The organism is Paenibacillus agaridevorans, from assembly GCF_018604145.1.
In the GTDB taxonomy this organism is placed as follows: Bacteria; Bacillota; Bacilli; order Paenibacillales; family Paenibacillaceae; genus Pristimantibacillus; species Pristimantibacillus agaridevorans.
Genome location: NZ_CP075889.1, coordinates 3184839 through 3202254, shown reverse-complemented (window position 1 = coordinate 3202254; position 17416 = coordinate 3184839). Strand labels below are relative to the sequence as shown.

The following is a 17416-nucleotide window of genomic DNA, read 5'->3' as shown; positions in this document are numbered from 1 at the left end:
GGGATTGGTTCATCAAACACATAATGGCAAGGGGCTGAACCCGTGAGAGACAATACAGGCGGCAATTCCATGAAGCTGTGGTACCGGCAGCCGGCCGACGAATGGGTCGAGGCGCTGCCGGTCGGAAACGGGCGTTTGGGCGGCATGGTCCATGGCGGCGTCAAGCGCGAGACGATCGCGCTCAACGAGGAGACGCTGTGGTCCGGCACCAAACGCGGGGCGGAGCGGGAGGAGCCTCTGCGTTATTTGGAGGAGAGCCGCAGGCTCATATTCGAGGAGCGGTATAACGAAGCTCAGGCGGTTATCGAGGAGCATATGCTGGGACCTGCAGGGAATGCTTTCCAGGCTATGGGCGATCTCGAGCTGATCATGAGCCATCCCTCCTTGGCAAAAGAGTATCGGCGCGAGCTTGATCTTCGTACCGGGTTATGCCGGACGGAATATATGTCGGGCGACGCGCGGATAACGAGGGAGGTTTTCGTATCGGCGGTGGATCAGGTCATGGTCGTGCGGCTGGAAGCCGACCGTCCGGGAGCCATCGGATTGGAGGCGGCGCTCACGAGCAGACTCCAATATCGCGTCGAGAAATCGGGAGTGGACCGCCTTATCCTGTCGGGAGCGGCACCGAGCCTTCTGGATCACGAGCAAGAACGTTCGGAGGATACGGTCGTTTACGAAGAGGATAAAGGCATCCGGTTCCAGATTCATCTTAAGGCCATACCCGAGGGGGGAGTTGTCGAGGCGCATGGCGGAAGGTTGGAAGTAAAGCGGGCGGATGCGGTAACGTTGCTGCTGACCGCGGCCACCGGCTTTAACGGCTTCGACCGCGACCCTGTTCTGGACGGTCTGGATCCGCGACCTCGCTGCGATCAATGGCTGCAAAAAGCTGAAAGCGCGGGTTATGCCGAACTGCGGAATCGTCATATCGCGGATTTCTCGTCCTATTTCGATCGCGTGACGCTGGAGCTTGACGCGCCGGATCGGGACGGCGTCCCGACGGACGAGCGTATTGCGGCGGTGAGCGGCGGCCAAACCGACGAACGGCTTGCCGAGCTGTTTTTCCAGTTCGGCCGCTATCTGATGATCAGCTCGTCGCGTCCCGGCACGCAGGCGACGACGCTGCAGGGCATCTGGAACAACATGACGAAGCCGCCCTGGTCTTGCAACTATACCGTCAACATTAATACGCAGATGAACTATTGGCCGGCCGAGGTATGCAATCTCGCGGAATTTCACGTGCCGCTGTTCGATCTGCTCGGCGATCTGCGAGTCGCGGGAGCGCGGATGGCCGAGGCCTACTACGGATGCAGGGGCTGGGCCTCTCATCATAACGTCGACTTGTGGCGGAATACGAGCCCGTCGCAAGGCTCCGCGAGCTGGGCGTTCTGGCCGATGGGCGGCGTGTGGCTGTGCCAGCATTTGTGGGAGCATTATGCCTACGGTTGCGATGAGGAGTTTCTTCGCGACACGGCTTATCCCATCATGAAGGAAGCGGCGTTGTTCTGCCTCGACTATCTCGTCGAAGACGGTCAAGGCAATCTCGTATCCGTGCCGTCGACGTCGCCGGAGAACACCTTTATCGCGCCGGACGGGCAACGTTCGGCGGTCAGCATGAGCTCCACGATGGATATCGCGCTGATGAGGGAGCTGTTCGGGAACTGCGCGGAGGCCGCCCGCATTCTAAATGCCGATGCGGACTTCCGCGTAACGCTGCAGGACGCGCTGGAGCGCCTTCTGCCGTTCCAAATCGGGCGGCATGGGCAATTGCAGGAATGGTACCGCGACTTCGAGGAAGCCGAGCCCGGGCATCGCCATACGGCCCATTTGTACCCGCTGCATCCCGGGAACTTGATCACGGTGCGCGGCACGCCGGAATTAGCCAAGGCTGCCCGCGCCAGCCTCGATCGGCGCCGGGTCTACGAAGGCGAGGATACGATCGGATGGTGTTATTCTTGGAATATTAGCCTGTACGCGCGTCTGGAGGATGCGGAGACGGCGCATCGTTATTTGACGAAGCTGCTCGGCAACCCGTTCCCTAACCTCTTTAATGCGCACCGGCATCCGAAAATCACGTTTTATCCGCTGACCATCGAGGCGAATTTTGCGGCTTCCGCGGGTATTGCCGAGCTCCTCCTGCAGAGCCATGCAGGCGAGCTGCATCTGCTGCCGGCGCTGCCGAAGGCATGGCCATCCGGACGGATCGGCGGCATCCGCGCCCGCGGCGGCTACGAGCTCGACCTCGAATGGAGCGACGGTAAGCTTACGCACGCGGTTATCCGTGCCGCCCGAACAGGCCGTTGCCAGGTGCGGACCTCCGTGCCTGTTAAGGCAGAAGGTCGGGATTGGGAACAGATAGAAGAAGGCGTCATTGCTTTTGAGGCCGAAGAGGGCAAGAGTTATTCGATTTGTAGGGTAGAGAAGTAGAGTAGCCGGTAGAGGCAGAGCTGTTTCGATAGGGTAGAGCCGTTATGATCATGACGGCTCTTTTCCTGTTTATTCGAAGTTCATCCGCGTAATAAATAAATATAATTTGAAGGTTATATAGCTGTGTGGTAATATAAAGACATCGCAAACGAAATACAAAGCAAAAAATACAAATTACCGGGATGGAGGCATAAGGCATGATAATGGAAGGACGGGTCGCGGATGTACCCGGAGGGAAAGCCATTGTGTTCGAGCGTTATTTGAAGCATTCGACGGAAGACGTTTGGAAGGCGGTAACGGAACCTGCCATGATTAAGCAATGGTTAACGGCCGAAGCAACGATGGAGCTCGCCGAAGGCGGGAAGGTGAAGCTCCAATGGGAAAATGGCGACATCGTGACGGGGCGGGTGACGACATATCAACCTCCTTTTTTGCTGGCCTATACGTGGGAGGAAAATTCGTCCGGCAATTCAGAGCTGAGCTTCGCGCTGCAAAGCAGCGGACAGGGCACGTTGTTGACGCTAAAACATGTGTTCTACAAGACGGACGATCTATCGAATTTCTTGTCGGGCTGGCATGTACATCTAGACGTAGTCGAACTCGTGCTGCAAGGCAAAAGCGGGGAGTTCCCTTGGGACAGACAGAAAGAGCTGCGGGAAATCTATAAGGACAAGCTGATTCATGGGAGCCGCTAAGCTGAGCATTTTCGAGGTCATCGCCGAACCGAATCGACGAACGATGATCGAATTGCTGCGCGTACGAGAGCGATCGGTCAACGAGTTGGTCGGCCATTTGGCCATCAGTCAACCGGCTGTATCCAAACATCTGGGCATCCTGAAAAATGCCGCTTTGGTGGGGATCAGGCAGGAAGCGCAGAAGCGAATCTATTACTTGCGTCCCGAGCCGCTTCGAGAGGTCGATTCCTGGATCGAGAACTATAGGGAATTCTGGTCCGATCGGCTTGACGCGTTGGAAGAGCTGTTGGATAAAAAAGGGGAATAAAGCAGTCGCCAAGCGGACAGGGGGGAGACGGAGACTGGCCACGAGCACGAGTACGAGCGGCTAACGGACATCAGCAACACTAAAATGCGGAATGAGCACACTTTAAAAATTTAACGGACACCAGAAACCTTATTTAGCCAAAATGAAGCGAGAAATCGCCGATAGTGGGCAAATAGTGGCTGTGTTGTCCGTTAGATTCCTAAAACCCGATAAATCGACGAAATAGCGGCTTTTGTGTCCGTTAGCCAGTGCGCCTCCTTTTAGCTACCCTTACTTACCTATTACCTCTACCCACTGCGCTCTTCAACACGTCGCAGCCTTTTTACGATTATCTTTTCGCAGCAATCCTTCACGTTTCCCACTTACCGTTGCACCGTGCCGACGCGCCGTCCGTTGCGGCATTGTTTCCCTGTTCCTGTTACGCAAAATTACGAAACCGCTCATCGCCAAGAGAGAATGTGTTCAAGCTCCATCACCGCTCTAGCCCCGCGCGTAAGGTGATGAAAGTCTCCAGCACCAATCGAACGCAGTCATCTACGTCGTTCTCTGCCGTGCGCAGGACAAGGTCGGGCTGCGCCGGCGCCTCGTACGGGTCGGAGATGCCGGTGAACGCTTGAATTTCGCCGCGCCGGGCCTTCCCGTATAGTCCCTTCACATCTCTGGCTTCGCAGACGGCAAGCGGGCAATCCACATAGATCTCCGCAAAACGGGGAAGCTCCGAACGTGCATAATCTCGCATCTCCGCATAGGGAGTGATCATGGAAACGACGACGTTGACGCCGTGCCGGTTAAGCAAACCGGCGATGTAGACCGCACGGCTGATGTTCTGGAACCTGTCCTCGCGGCTGAAGCCCAGCGACTGGCCGAATACGCGCCGAAGCTCGTCGCCGTCCAGCCACTCCGCGCGAAGCCCCCGTTCTCGAAGCTGCCCCACGACGCCGGCCGCGATCGTGCTTTTCCCGGCGCCGGACAAACCGGTGAGCCAAAGGGTGGTGCCGGTGCTTTCGCTCCCGGCGCTTCGGGGGCTGAGATCTTGGCGCGAAAGGTCAGCGACGGCCCTTGCCGCAACCAAGTCCTGGCTGCGAACGGCGCGGTCAATACGGTTACCGTCAGAGCAAGAGCCATGATTCGGGCTAACAATAGCCGCTGCCGTTTTCTCGTTCACGACGTATTTCCTGGACATCTCGAACGTACTTCGATAGGTCATTCTTATATCCCCCCTCCGGAAACGGACACCCTCGCACCGGCGGGCAGGCCGCCCAGCCTGCCGCCAACACGTCGGGGATTTCGCTCCAGCAGTCCATCCCCATAGATGCCGGCCAGCTCCAGATGCGGCATATGAATATAGCCGATGTAGCAATCGCACACCTTCATCCGGCATGCCCGCTTGGCGGAGAGTCCTTCCAGGCCGTCTCTGTAGAGATTGCCGATCAATCCGCGGTCCTTGTAGCAGCGTTTGACGAGACCCGCGCCTTGCACGTAGAACACGCTGCTCCCCGCATGGCACTCTTTGCCCAGGCTTTCGTAATCCATTGCGTTAATGCCGAAGTAGGGATCGATCGCCTGCAAGGCGGCAATGTCCTCGTCCCCGTAATAATCGGGCTGATCCTTGTAGGCGTTGACCCAGAGATAGACGTCCTCCGGCAGCATGGCGCGGAGCGAGGCGATCGCGGGGATCGCGCTGCGAAGCCCGACGCTGCCTACGCTAAAAGGAACGCCATGCTCCCGGGCCTGCATGCATTGGGACAAAAAACGTTCCTCCGTTACTTGGCCGGGATGATAGGTCGCCCAAAACGCGGCTTTGCCGGGGTTTAGCTCGCGAGCGAAGTCGAGCCGCGCGGACAAATTGGTCTGAATGGCGATTTTGGCCACATACGGCATATGGGACAGCTCCACCATGGCTTCGCGATACCAGCGGTGGATCAGCGCCTCCCCGTAAGGGTTGAAGAAGATGGACAGCCGATGGCCGGCTTGTCCTTGCTCCCGTACCCAATCTACGAAGACGCGCAGCTGCTTGCGATCCTTCGCCAGCGTCTCGGCGTTGTCCTTCGTTTTGCCGAAGGGGCAATACGGACAGTCGTAGTTGCAAGAGGAGAGGCTGCCGCGGTAATAAAGCACGGCGTTCATAATACCACGAACCTTTCCATTCGTTCGCGGATCTCTCCGGAGATGAGCCAGTCGCCGATGGAGTCGGAATAGGAGAAGCCTTCCGGAGTCATACGAAGCAAGCCGTCCTCCAGGGAGGCGAGTCCGGACCTAGGCAGCAGCGACAGCTCCGGCAGGTCGCTCCACAGATCCGTGCCGAAGCGGGAAGCGTAGTCGGCAGGACGCAAGCCTTCGCTATGCAGGATCGCCTTAAGCACGAAACGGCGCCGCTGCTCCTCCTTGCTCAGGACAATGCCGTAATCCGCCGTATCGTACCGTTCGGCGGCTACATAGTCGGCAATGATGCTCTCCGTCGCTTTGCGGCTTACCCCGTAACGGGAAGCGTAGTGGACATCCCGCGTGTAGGATCTTGCCCCGCAGCCGAGTCCGACCATGCCTTCCTCCTGGCAGCTATAGTCCAATAGCTTCTTGTCGCCGCCGACCGTGGAAGCTGCGGAAGTTTTGGCGAATCTCCTCATGGAGGATTGCTCATAACCTCGTTTCGAGAGCAAGTCCCTGGCAGCCGTATAACAAGCCAAACGGAGATCGGGCTCCCGTTCGATCCGCTCCGGCTTTACGATCGTATGATCGCGAGTGTACAAGGGATACAGGAAAATTTCCTCCGGATCGTATTGCAGAGCTTCCTCCAGCGAATACAGCCAGCTTTCGACCGTCTGACCGGGCAGCCCATAGATCAAGTCCAGATTGAGAATGGGAAAATCGTACGAAGTCAGCAGCGCAAGCGCTTGATGCACGACCTTCGGCGGCTGAGGCCGGTAGATGGCCGACGCCTCCGCGTCGACAAAGCTCTGGATGCCCATGCTGACACGGTCGACGCCCGCAGCTTTCAGGACATTCAGCTTCTCCGGTGTAATCGTCTCCGGCGACGCTTCTACCGAAACGGAGACGGAGTTTTTATCCACGCCCATCACGTCATAGGCAATGTAGAATAATCGGCTAAGCAGCTCTGCGGACAACAACGTCGGGGTGCCTCCGCCGATGGCGAAGCGGGCATAGGGCTTGCCGGTGATGATGCTTGACCACTGGCGCGCTTGCCGCTCCAGCGCGTCCACGTACCGGATATGGACGTCATCGCGTTTGTCCGGCAGCGTGAACAGGTTGCAGAACCCGCAGCGGGCGCCGCAGAACGGGATGTGCATATAAAGGAAATACGATTCCGCCGGCTCCAGCCGCCACAGATCTTTCAGAGGCAATGCGGGGGAGAGCTCGCGGTACGCCATCTTGTGCGGATAGGAATAGAGGTAGGAGCGGTAAGGATTGGCTTTGATCCGCTCTGCCCACTGATCAACTTCGGAATCGGAGCAAGGACGGCCCAATGTTTGCCGGTCCGCCGAAGCACGCTGGATCGACCCAGACATACCGCATTCCTCCTTTCGTTAAAGGTTGTTCAAAAAGTCCGCACTGAAAACCGAATTTTTTGAACTTGAATTTATAGCAAAAATTCCCGGTAAGGCACGTCCCATACGGTTTCATGCGCAAGGCGGTGCCCATGGTAACCGTCTTCGCCGAACGCTTCGCCGTGATCGGAGAAGACGAGGCAGAAGACGGGCTTGCCGCGCTCCCGGAGCCTTTGGAAAAGCCGGCCTAATTCGCCGTCCGCGTAACGAAGGGCGGCGCGCTGGGTGTCGACGGAATCCCGGCGCGCTCCCTCGACATAATGATGGGACGGTCCATGAATCGCGGACACGTTCATAAACAGAAACAGCCGCTGGTCTAGCGGCGTTCCGTCAAGCAGCCCCAGAGCATGGTTCACTTGATGCTCCGTGGACCTGGGATTGGTTACGCCGAAGTTCATGCGCCAATAGCTGTGCTGGAAGTAACCGGGCAGCACGCGGGCCAACGGCACTTTTTTGCTAAAAAAAATAACCCCGCCGATGCAAACCGTCTTATACCCTTCGGCCGCTAGTCCCGATACGATATCCGGGGTATCGAACAGCCACGTTCGGGGATCCGTCTTCATCCCGGTGCGGCTGGAATGGAAGAGTCGGACGTGCGACGACTTGTCCGTCGTAGAGGGAGTCGGCAGGAACCCGCCGAAAAAAGCGTGATGCGCGGCATACGTAAAGCTGCCGGGCGTATGGCGTTTCTCCCAGGAGCCGCTGCCGCACAGATTCGGGCAGTTTTTCTCCTCCAGCACGGCCGCATCGTAACGAAGCGTATCCAGCGTAATCATCAAAATATCGTGCGTGCCGACAATGGTATTCATATCTGTGATCATGTTTCATTCATCCTTTGCGCCAGCTTATCCTGATGTCCGAACAGTCCGCGCATCTCCCATTCGTAGGGATCCAAACCCTCGTGCAGGGCTCCATAAAGGAGGTCGCCGAACGGATTGACGTCGGCCACGTAGCAGCGGTCCGAGCCTTCCGCCACGAGGACGTCGATACCCGCGACCGCGCTGCGGGGAAAGACGGTCGCCGCGGCCGCCGCAGTGCTTCCGACACGTCGAATCGCTTCCTCCGCCAAGCCCGCCTTCTCCAGCGACATTCGTTCGCTGCGCAGGTGAAGGTTCGTGATCGGCGTCCGGCTGACGCGAGCGATGGCGTGGCAAGGCTTGCCGCCTACGACGAGCTGCCGGATGTCGAACGCGCGGCCGTCATGTCCTCGCTTGGCAATCCACTGCTCAGCGTAAGCGCCATGTCGGTAGAGCCAGTTCATAATAGCGGCTATGTCGGCGGAGTCCGTATATCGTTTCAACTTGCCAGAGTTGTAAAAGATAGGCGGACGGGCGTTGTAACGTTCCATGCCGATCGTCGTCATGGCGATCTCGGCTCCCGTTACGGGGTGGAGCTGGTAAGCGATAACGCCGGAAGCGGCGGAGCCGCTTGCCAGCTTCACGAAGACGCGGTGCATGCGCGCCTTCAGCATCGCGTTGCGCAACGACTCATAGCCTGTGATGGGCTCGTCGCCGACGACCGGTCTCGGTATCGCGATGCCGGCAGCCGCCAGCAGCTCCTGGGTTCGTCGTTTATCCGTCATCGCCGCAATATCCGCGGGATCGTTCTGCCATTCCGCTCCATACAGCTTCGCCCCTTGCCGCCGAAGCCTCGCCAGCAAGCGGCAGTAGCCGCGATACCATTGAGCCGGGTGGTATAGCCGGCCGGGCGATTCCTTCAGCCGCAGCGCGGCATCGGCGCTCATGGGCTGCGGGTCCGGGCGCCCGCTGTACGGGTGCAGCGAGTCATCCTCCTCGCCGGCGCTCCCATCGGGAGCGCCGAGCGCGATAATCGCACGCTCTATCTCGAAGCTGCCGCCGGGCGATTCCAGACGCAGCAGCGGAGCGTCCTCGTTCCGCTGTGCTTTTAGCCATGGCTCCGCCATCTCAACCAAAGTGAGGGAGCGATCGCCAAGCAGCCCCGCTAACGGGATAATCAGCGCCGGGGGCAGTCCAAGCCTCTCCCGCGCGAGCGCGATGCCGCCGGTTCGTTTGTCGCCCGGCATGCCTATGACGATGAGCGGCCTCTCCGCCGATTTACTCTGTAATGGAAGGATAACGCCAATCCTCGTCGTCGTCGGACTGCTGCCTGTCGCTGACATCTGCGGGCAGTCCGCTCTGCTGCCAGCGTTTCACCATCTCTTCGGACATGTAATGATAGTGCAGATCGATTCCCTTCAAGCCTTTGATCCGCTCGCTGGCGAGCAGAACTTCCGCGCCTTCGTCCGTCAAGGTGCCGAGCGACAGGTCGAGCGTTTCGAGCCGGTCCAGAATTGGCGCATTGGCGACAGCCAGCGCGATTTCGTCTTGGATTTCGCTATTTTTGAGACCCAAATAGGTCAATTTGGGGAATTTATCCGGCTCGATCAACGGAAGCACGTCTTCCAAGCCGCCGTCGAAGCCGTAATCGTCGACGCCGAGATAGAGCTCCAGCTTGCGCAGGTTCGGGAGCTGGGCGCTTGCGATGGAGGCGAGCACGTCTTTGCCCAGCCCTCCGCTTATAATAATCAGCTCTTCCAGCTTGTCGTGCTTCAGGCTGCTCAGGACGAGCTCGTTGCCGCCTTGAATTTTGAGCGATTGCAGTTCAGGGAACGCGCCGAGCAAAGGGGAGAGATCGCTCTGCACGATCCACGAAATCTCGCATTCCTCGAAGCTCATATCGCCGATGAACAGCTTGCGCAAGGCAGGAAAACGAACCTTGTGCTCTACCAGAGCCTTTACAATGTCTTCGGAGCTGTTCTCGTAAGCCTGTCCCCAGTCTCCGATGATCAAACTTTCGAGGGCCGCGCCCTCGGGACTTGCCGCGAGCTTTTCCAGTTCCGTCTCGATTCGTTTGCCGTCCTCGTATTCGTCGTATTCAACTTTAAGCTTGATTTCCGACATGTTCATTCCCTCCTGCAATATCGAATGAATAACTGCATGATTAACGCTATCATCTGGCAATCATATGGTCAATTTTAATCGTTAATCGTTTGAAAATTCGTGACATATGTCACACCGCACTGGCAGAAAACTATCTTATAATAATAGGAATATAGTACTATATTGGCGATCATACAAAAAAAGTCGGGTTGATCGACATCATTTATCTCTGGGGGAGCTGGAACAAATGGGCAAGACAGGCGGTGCTTACGTTACAAAATTTAATTGGACGATCCGCAAAAAGATGTTGTTATTCTGCATATTGCTGCTGATCATTCCAAGTTCAATCATTGCATTCGATACCTATAGGGATGCGAAGTCCGAAACGGATTTATTAATTCGAAACAATCTGGCGAATAGCGTGAAACTGATGGTGCAGAACGTTGCCGCCTTCAATGATATGGTGGAGAACGGACAATTGTCGCTGGAAGAGGCGCAAGAAGAAGTGAAAAGCATCATGCTCGGGAGCAGAAACGAGGACGGCACCAGGCCTATCAACGAGAATATCGACCTCGGCGAAAACGGATATTATTACGTCGTCAACTCCAAGGGCGATCTTATCGCGCATCCCAAGCAAGAGGGCGAAAATCTATGGGACAAAAAAACCTCGAACGGCTTCTATTATATACAGGATGTGATTCGGCAAGGTCAAAGCGGCGGCGGATTTACGTATTACGATTGGCCGCTTGGGGGCGACGGTCATGAAGCGCTTAAGATTACATACGCCATAAACATGCCGGAGTGGGACTGGAATATCGTCGCGGGGTCCTACTACCATGATTACAATGAAGGCCAGACACGAATCTTGTATTCTACGTTGACGACTCTCGTATTATGCATCATTGTCGGCACGATCCTGGTCATCTTATTTTCCAACCATATTGCGGGACCTGTCAAAAAAGTAGCGGCGGAGGCGCGCAAGGTTGCAGGGGGCGATTTAACCTCGGAGCCGCTTGCCATTCGGAACAAGGATGAGATCGGGCAATTGGCGGATGACTTCAATACGATGAAACAATCCATAAGCAAGCTGGTCAAACAAGTGATCCAAAGCTCGGACAACGTCTCTGCGTCGTCACACGGGCTGCAGACCTCTATCGCGGAGACGACTCAAGCATCCAGGCAAATCGCGGAATCTACGCAAGGGATTGTCACGGGGATCGAATCGCAAGCCATCAGCACGGAACAAAGCTCGAAGGCCATGGAAGAGATGGCGCTTGGCATCGCGCGAATCGCGGATACTTCAACCTTGGCTTACGAAACGTCGGTTCGTTCCAAGGAAGCGGCGGAGCAAGGATTCCGGCACATCCATCTCTCCATCGACAAGATGGCGACGGCTGGACGGGCGATAGACGATATCTCCGGCATTATGGCCGTGTTAAGCGAACGTTCAAGGGAGATTAGCGGCATTGTGACGACGATGTCCGAGATTGCTTCGCAGACAAGCCTGTTATCGTTAAATGCTTCTATCGAAGCGGCGAGAGCGGGAGAGCAGGGGAGAGGTTTCGCGGTCGTGGCGGCGGAGGTGAAAAAGCTGGCGGAGATGTCAAGTCTCTCGGCGGAGCAAATCAATACGCTCGTAAACGATGTCCAGGCCGACATATCGGCAGCGTTTAGCTCGACGGAGACGGGAAGCAATCAGTTCCGGCAGGGCATGGTTGAGATCGAGGAGACGGGCGACTCCTTCTCCCGGATCGTGGAGGCGACCCAGGAAGTGGTTGCGCAAATTCAGGAAGCCTCGGCTTCCGCCGAAGAGATGTCCGCCAGCACGGAGCAAATCTACGCATCGTTGCAGGAGCTGGAGCGCGTGGCAGGCCAGTCGGCCGAAAGCTCGGAGATGATCTCCGCCTCGACGGAGGAGCAGATCGCATCGATGGAAAGCATATCGCAATCTTCGCAGGCGCTTCATGTCATGGCAACAGAATTGAAGGAAGCCGCTCACCGCTTTAAGGTAGCGAAAACGGGAGAGACGGGGAACAAATAAGCGTACGCGTGGACAGGGGGCTATCTCAAACTGCTGTTATGTCCTTTCGGCGACCCCCATGAATGAAAATGAACTTGGCCTGTGACGCTATTTATTCCATGCTGGAACAAATAGCGTCACAGGCCTTTACTTTATTGGCTGGTCGCACTCTGAGTCTTAAAAGTGGCAGCCCGCTGGAGACTCTTGAAAATTTTATAGTCGTTATAAACGCCTATGGAATAGTTTTGCAGCCTTTTCAGGCTCCATAGCCGTTATAAACGCCAATGGGATGTTTTTGCAGCCACTTCAGGCTCCATAGTCGTTATTAACGCCTATGGAATAGTTTTGCAGCCTTTTCATGCTCCATAGTCGTTATAAACGCTTATGGGATGTTTTTGCAGCCTTTTCATGCTCCATAGTCGTTATAAACGCCAATGGAAAAGTTTTGCGGCCTTTTCTAACGGTGCTGCCCACCTAAAAGCCAATTTGCGTTTTTATCCGCCTCATTGGAAACGCCTTTCTTCAAGAAAAAGGACCTCGGTCTCCACTTTGAAGTGTGGAACCGAGGTCCTTTCGCTTGTATCTGTGGATATTCTAGCGTCATACGTACACTTTGGAGTCAGCCGTTTAGCCTTGTATATTACTGCGCCAGATCGAATCGATCCGCGTTCATCACTTTTACCCAAGCGGCAATAAAGTCCCGCACGAATTTCTCGCGATTGTCGTTTTGCGCGTACAATTCGGCTATGGCGCGCAGAACGGAATTGGAGCCGAATACAAGATCGGCCCGTGTCGCCGTACGGATGACCTCGCCCGACTTACGGTCTCTGCCTTCGTACGTGTTGCTTCCGACGGGCTTCCAAGCGACGTTCATATCCAGCAGGTTTACGAAGAAGTCGTTCGTCAACGTTCCTACGGTATCCGTGAACACGCCATGCCTCGTACCTCCGTAGTTGGTGCCAAGCACGCGCATGCCGCCAACGAGAACGGTCAATTCCGGCGCCGTCAGGCCCAGCAGCTGCGCTTTATCAAGCAGCAATTCTTCCGCCGTAACGGCATAGTGTTTCTGCTGGTAGTTGCGGAATCCGTCGGATACGGGCTCCAGCACGGCGAAGCCTTCAACGTCGGTCTCCTCCTGCGAAGCATCGCCCCTGCCGGGAGTAAATGGCACCGATACATCGTAACCTGCATCTCGCGCTGCCTTCTCGACGGCTGCGCTGCCTCCCAGTACGATAAGATCGGCCAGACTGACCTCCTTCTCCCAGTCGTCCTTAATGCCTTGCAGAATCGTGAGCACCTTGTCAAGCTGGAGCGGCTGGTTGACCTCCCAATCCTTCTGAGGGGATAACCGGATGCGAGCGCCATTGGCGCCGCCGCGCATATCCGAACCGCGGTAGGTGCTGGCGGAAGCCCAGGCGGTCGTGACCAGTTCGCCTACGGTCAAGCCGGAATCCAGTATCAGGGTTTTTAATTCCGCGGCATCCGCATCCGTTAATACATAATCGACAGTCGGCACGGGATCTTGCCAAATCAGCACCTCGTCCGGCACTTCGGGACCCAGATATCTGGAGCGTGGCCCCATGTCGCGATGCATGAGCTTGAACCATGCGCGAGCGAAGGTGTCCGCGAATTCCTCGGGATTCTCGTAGAAACGGCGCGAGATCGCCTCGTAAGCGGGATCCATGCGGAGTGCCATATCCGCCGTCGTCATCATCGTTTTCACGCGGATGGAGGCGTCCTCGGCATCCGGTGCCAGATGCTCATCGGCGGGATCTACCGGTGCCCATTGGTGGGCGCCTGCCGGGCTCTTGGTCAACTCCCATTCGTAGCCGAACAACAACTCGAAGAAGCCGTTGTCCCATTGCGTCGGATTAGCGGTCCAGGCGCCTTCCACGCCGCTAGTAATGGTGTCGCGGCCTTTGCCGCTGCCATGTGCGCTGATCCATCCCAGTCCTTGATCTTCGAGCGGCGCCGCTTCGGGAGCCGGTCCCACCAGCGCCGCATCGCCGGCGCCATGCGCTTTGCCAAAAGTATGGCCGCCCGCAACCAACGCGACGGTTTCTTCGTCGTTCATTCCCATCCGAGCAAACGTTTCGCGAATGTCGCGAGCGCTCGCTAGAGGATCAGGGTTGCCGTTTGGGCCTTCCGGATTAACGTAGATGAGGCCCATCTGTACCGCGGCGAGCGGGTTCTCGAGTTCACGGTCGCCCGTGTAGCGGTTATCGCCAAGCCACTCCTTTTCGGCTCCCCAATAGATGTCTTCTTCCGGATGCCAGACGTCGGGACGTCCGCCGCCGAAGCCGAACGTTTTTCCGCCCATGGATTCAATGGCGACATTGCCGGTCAGCGCGAACAAGTCCGCCCAAGAAATTTTATTGCCATACTTCTGTTTGATTGGCCATAACAGCCTTCGTGCTTTATCAAGGTTGCCGTTGTCGGGCCAACTGTTAAGCGGAGCGAAACGCTGTGTGCCGGAGCCAGCTCCGCCTCGGCCATCGCCTGTACGATAGGTACCTGCGGAGTGCCATGCCATGCGGATAAAGAAGGGGCCATAATGTCCGTAGTCGGCGGGCCACCAATCCTGGCTGTCCGTCATCAGATCGCGAAGGTCCTGCTTAAGCGCGTAGAAATCCAGACTCTTGAATTGCTCGGCATAATCAAAGTCCTCGCCTAGCGGGTTGGACTTGCGATCGTGCTGGTGCAGGATGTTCAAATTCAATTGTCCCGGCCACCAATGTCTGTTCGTTGTTCCGCTAGATTGATGACTGGTCGCGCCGCCGTGCATTACCGGACATTTGCCTCCGCTGGTAGTAACTGTTCCGTCCATGCGTTCATCTCCTCATCTCTTCATGAAGTAGCAAATGAATCATTGCTCTACTCTCTTTATAAAACGATTCCTGTCCGATATCAATGAAGAAATCAAACTTTCATTTAATCTTCACCCATTTGTGCTTTCACTGAGGTGAGGAGGACGATAATGATGCTGAATTTCGTAGGACTAGGTATAGCGAACTAGCAGGAAAACAGGGTCTTTAGGTCGAACTTTGTCAAATGCAATCTTAACAAACGTGAAATTGAGGAGAATGCGCGCTCATGGAATCTGCAGACAGAAAAAAAGGGAGATTGGTCGTAAGGTTGGCATCGGCGATTGTGGCCATCATGCTGTTGTTGTTGACAGCCGCGGCCGTAACCCAGATCGGCAATGCCAAACAAGCAAGCGAGTCGGCCATACAGAGCTACGGAATGAAGCTTGCGGAAAGTTATGCCGCCGGAATGAATGCGCCTGCGTATGAACAATTCCTGCAGCAGCCGAAGGAGAACGAACAATATTGGACGCTTCGGGCCGAGCTGGATCGGTACAGATCCCAGATCGGCGCTTTATATGTATATTTCGTCGTTATTGACGAACAGAACAACCCTATCATATTAATCGACGGTCAGCCCAAGGGCTCCGAGCTCGCTTCGCCAATCGGAGAGGTGACGGATATACCTCCCGCCGCAATAGCGAACTTGCAGCAGGGCAAGAATGCGGCCTCTCCTATGATCAGCAATCCGGAATACGGAGATTATATCTCAACCTATTCTCCCGTCAGGAACGAGGCGGGAGAGGTGATCGGCGTAATCGGCATCGATACGGCAGCAGCGGATGTTAAGGAAATCGCGGACTCCGTTATCGGGGACAGCGTGCCTGTCTTCATAGCGATTGCAGGATTGACGCTAATCGCGATCCTGGCCATTCTCTTCCTGCTGTCGCGGGCGCTGCGTCCGCTTAAGGTGATCGTCACGGCGGCAGAGGATATGGCTTCAGGCAGGCTGGCAGAGGCGGAGAAGCTGCTGCAAGGCAGCAACTTCCGATCCCGAAACGAGATCGGAGCGGCCTATCGCGCGATGGCGGACATGTCCGGCAAGCTGAACGTTATCTTCCGGGACATCGTATCCCAGGCGAATCGGACTTCCCGGCAGCTTGTGGAGACGAGCGGGCAGTTCGCCGACCAGTCCGCCGGACTGCTGGACATGAATCGTACGATCGATGAAGCGATGGGGCAGATGAAGGATGGCGCTCGTGCCCAGCAAGTAAGCACGGTGGAGACATCCCGCTCGATGGAGGATATTACATCCGGCGTTGAGCGTGTATCCCGCTCGTCGCTGCTTGTTGCAGATGCCTCGCGTTCCGCGCTGGAAAAAGCTTCGGCAGGTTTGTCCACCATCGCCGGCATCAGAGGACAGATGGCCAGAATCGAGGAGGTGTCTCGGGGGACCCATGATTCCGTCCATATGCTGGAGAGCCATTCCGATGCCATCGTCAATGCACTCTTATCCATTAGGGATATCGCCGAACAGACGAAGCTGCTGGCCTTAAACGCGTCCATAGAAGCGGCCAGAGCCGGCGAGCACGGAATGGGATTCGCGGTCGTCGCGGCCGAGGTCCGCAAGCTGGCGGATTCGTCGGCTACGGCCGTGGCGGATATCGCTTCGCTCCTGACTAGCATCCAAGAGGAATCTTCGACGATTGCGGAGCGTATGACAGCCGGGAATGACGAGATCCGGGAAGGGGTGCGGTTGTCTCAGGACGCGGAAGAGACGATGAGGGCGCTTGTGGACCGCTTCCAATTCGTCGCGGAAGAATCGCAGGAGCTCTCGGCAGCTTCCGAGGAGATGTCCGCGAGCACGGAGGAAGCTGCATCCGCAGCCCATACGATCGCCGACATTGCCGCGATGGCTGCCCATCGTTCCGAAGAGGTGGCGATATTGGCCGCTTCCCAGCTGGAGGCCGTGCAGGGGATGACCCGTTCGTCGCAAGCGATGAGCGAAATGGCGCAGCATTTGCAGCATGCTTTGCTTAAGATCAAAGTGTAGAAAACAACAAACGGCAGTCCGAATGAGCGTATTCGGACTGCCGTTTTATTACGGCCTCATTGGCGTTCCGCATGCTGTAGAAACGCATCCAGCTCCTTCGCAAAAACCTTCGGTCGATCCTCTTGTATGTAAGTGAGCGAATTCTCGACAATTCGCAGGGAAGCGTGAGGAAGTACAGGGTTCATGGCAACGGCGTGGCCTGAACAGAATGGTGGAGAAGATAGGAGCGGAGATTGCAGCAGTATCCGGCCCAAGGGAACGTGCGCTTACCGCATTGGAGGTCTACTTGGAAGGTTGTTTGCAGCCCTCTTATCGGGTAAACATGCTGCAGGAAGCGCCGGTTATACTGGGTTGGAAAAGCTGGAGAGAAAAGGAGAAACACAGCGTCATGGGTCTCGTAACGACATTACTGAATGAACTCATGGAAACTGGCTTAATTCGGAAGCAGCCCGTTCACATGCCGGCGAATATCCTGTTCGGTGCCATTACTGAGGCTGCGATCGGCATTGCCGAAGCCTGGGGATCCGGCAGTTGCGCGCAAGCAGGCGACACGGATTTCGGAGCAACTGCTTAAGTCTCTGTAACCGACGAAAACAATTGGCGAATGTTCCCCGTCACTTTGTCCATTCCCTTGTACGGTTGTCCTACAT

Annotated in this window: 13 protein-coding genes; 6 read left to right on the top strand and 7 right to left on the bottom strand. The window is 56.4% G+C overall.

Going from position 1 to position 17416, the window contains the following annotated elements; all coding sequences use genetic code 11:
• The first annotated feature begins 42 nt into the window (after nt 1-42).
• From KJW29_RS13735 to KJW29_RS13725, 3 genes are all read left to right on the top strand, one after another.
• The gene (locus tag KJW29_RS13735) at nt 43-2424 is read left to right on the top strand and encodes a glycoside hydrolase family 95 protein (RefSeq protein ID WP_246608715.1); all 2382 of its coding nucleotides are present in this window, start codon (nt 43-45) and stop codon (nt 2422-2424) included.
• A 197-nt stretch (nt 2425-2621) separates the two neighbouring features.
• Nucleotides 2622-3119 (top strand): SRPBCC family protein, encoded by a 498-nt coding sequence (locus tag KJW29_RS13730; protein WP_214630188.1) that lies wholly within the window; start codon nt 2622-2624, stop codon nt 3117-3119.
• Nucleotides 3106-3426, top strand: a complete 321-nt coding sequence (locus KJW29_RS13725) for an ArsR/SmtB family transcription factor (protein WP_214630187.1) — start codon at nt 3106-3108, stop codon at nt 3424-3426. Before KJW29_RS13730 ends, KJW29_RS13725 begins: the two co-directional genes overlap by 14 nt.
• A gap of 472 nt (nt 3427-3898) precedes the next feature.
• Here the strand turns inward: KJW29_RS13725 and cysC are convergent, their stop codons facing one another.
• The 6 genes from cysC to KJW29_RS13695 all read right to left on the bottom strand — a co-directional run bounded on the left by cysC (nt 3899) and on the right by KJW29_RS13695 (nt 9910).
• A complete protein-coding gene (cysC, locus tag KJW29_RS13720; RefSeq protein WP_246608714.1) occupies nt 3899-4633 on the bottom strand; it encodes an adenylyl-sulfate kinase in 735 nt (244 codons plus the stop codon).
• 2 nt (nt 4634-4635) lie between these two features.
• Complete coding sequence (locus KJW29_RS13715) at nt 4636-5553, bottom strand: STM4011 family radical SAM protein (protein ID WP_214630186.1); 918 nt, start codon at nt 5551-5553, stop codon at nt 4636-4638.
• Nucleotides 5550-6950 (bottom strand): STM4012 family radical SAM protein, encoded by a 1401-nt coding sequence (locus KJW29_RS13710; protein ID WP_214630185.1) that lies wholly within the window; start codon nt 6948-6950, stop codon nt 5550-5552. The genes KJW29_RS13715 and KJW29_RS13710 overlap by 4 nt, the downstream gene beginning before the upstream one ends.
• Before the next feature lie 71 nt (nt 6951-7021).
• A complete protein-coding gene (locus KJW29_RS13705; protein ID WP_214631127.1) occupies nt 7022-7807 on the bottom strand; it encodes an STM4013/SEN3800 family hydrolase in 786 nt (261 codons plus the stop codon).
• Nucleotides 7807-9129, bottom strand: a complete 1323-nt coding sequence (locus tag KJW29_RS13700) for an STM4014 family protein (protein ID WP_214630184.1) — start codon at nt 9127-9129, stop codon at nt 7807-7809. Before KJW29_RS13700 ends, KJW29_RS13705 begins: the two co-directional genes overlap by 1 nt.
• Nucleotides 9065-9910 (bottom strand): STM4015 family protein, encoded by an 846-nt coding sequence (locus tag KJW29_RS13695; protein WP_214630183.1) that lies wholly within the window; start codon nt 9908-9910, stop codon nt 9065-9067. Before KJW29_RS13695 ends, KJW29_RS13700 begins: the two co-directional genes overlap by 65 nt.
• Nucleotides 9911-10136: 226 nt before the next feature.
• Here KJW29_RS13695 and KJW29_RS13690 point away from each other — a divergent pair, with 226 nt between their 5' ends.
• Nucleotides 10137-11930: a methyl-accepting chemotaxis protein gene (locus KJW29_RS13690; protein ID WP_214630182.1), complete on the top strand. Its 1794-nt coding sequence runs from the start codon at nt 10137-10139 to the stop codon at nt 11928-11930.
• Between the two features lie 619 nt (nt 11931-12549).
• On the opposite strand, the gene katG is transcribed toward KJW29_RS13690, so the two are convergent.
• On the bottom strand, nt 12550-14736 hold the full coding sequence (katG, locus tag KJW29_RS13685; RefSeq protein ID WP_214630181.1) for a catalase/peroxidase HPI: 2187 nt from the start codon (nt 14734-14736) through the stop codon (nt 12550-12552).
• Between the two features lie 266 nt (nt 14737-15002).
• On the opposite strand from katG, the gene KJW29_RS13680 reads away from it, so the two are divergent.
• Nucleotides 15003-16766, top strand: a complete 1764-nt coding sequence (locus KJW29_RS13680) for a methyl-accepting chemotaxis protein (RefSeq protein ID WP_214630180.1) — start codon at nt 15003-15005, stop codon at nt 16764-16766.
• A 208-nt stretch (nt 16767-16974) separates the two neighbouring features.
• Nucleotides 16975-17340: a hypothetical protein gene (locus KJW29_RS13675; RefSeq protein WP_214630179.1), complete on the top strand. Its 366-nt coding sequence runs from the start codon at nt 16975-16977 to the stop codon at nt 17338-17340.
• Nucleotides 17341-17416: the final 76 nt, after the last annotated feature.

Coding starts and splice junctions, on each gene's coding strand:
- KJW29_RS13730 (WP_214630188.1), top strand. CDS start 2,622: ATGATAATGGAAGGACGGGTCGCGGATGTACCCGGAGGGAAAGCCATT.
- KJW29_RS13680 (WP_214630180.1), top strand. CDS start 15,003: ATGGAATCTGCAGACAGAAAAAAAGGGAGATTGGTCGTAAGGTTGGCA.
- KJW29_RS13715 (WP_214630186.1), bottom strand. CDS start 5,553: ATGAACGCCGTGCTTTATTACCGCGGCAGCCTCTCCTCTTGCAACTAC.
- cysC (WP_246608714.1), bottom strand. CDS start 4,633: ATGACCTATCGAAGTACGTTCGAGATGTCCAGGAAATACGTCGTGAAC.
- KJW29_RS13725 (WP_214630187.1), top strand. CDS start 3,106: ATGGGAGCCGCTAAGCTGAGCATTTTCGAGGTCATCGCCGAACCGAAT.
- KJW29_RS13690 (WP_214630182.1), top strand. CDS start 10,137: ATGGGCAAGACAGGCGGTGCTTACGTTACAAAATTTAATTGGACGATC.
- KJW29_RS13700 (WP_214630184.1), bottom strand. CDS start 9,129: ATGTCAGCGACAGGCAGCAGTCCGACGACGACGAGGATTGGCGTTATC.
- katG (WP_214630181.1), bottom strand. CDS start 14,736: ATGGACGGAACAGTTACTACCAGCGGAGGCAAATGTCCGGTAATGCAC.
- KJW29_RS13675 (WP_214630179.1), top strand. CDS start 16,975: ATGGTGGAGAAGATAGGAGCGGAGATTGCAGCAGTATCCGGCCCAAGG.
- KJW29_RS13695 (WP_214630183.1), bottom strand. CDS start 9,910: ATGTCGGAAATCAAGCTTAAAGTTGAATACGACGAATACGAGGACGGC.
- KJW29_RS13710 (WP_214630185.1), bottom strand. CDS start 6,950: ATGTCTGGGTCGATCCAGCGTGCTTCGGCGGACCGGCAAACATTGGGC.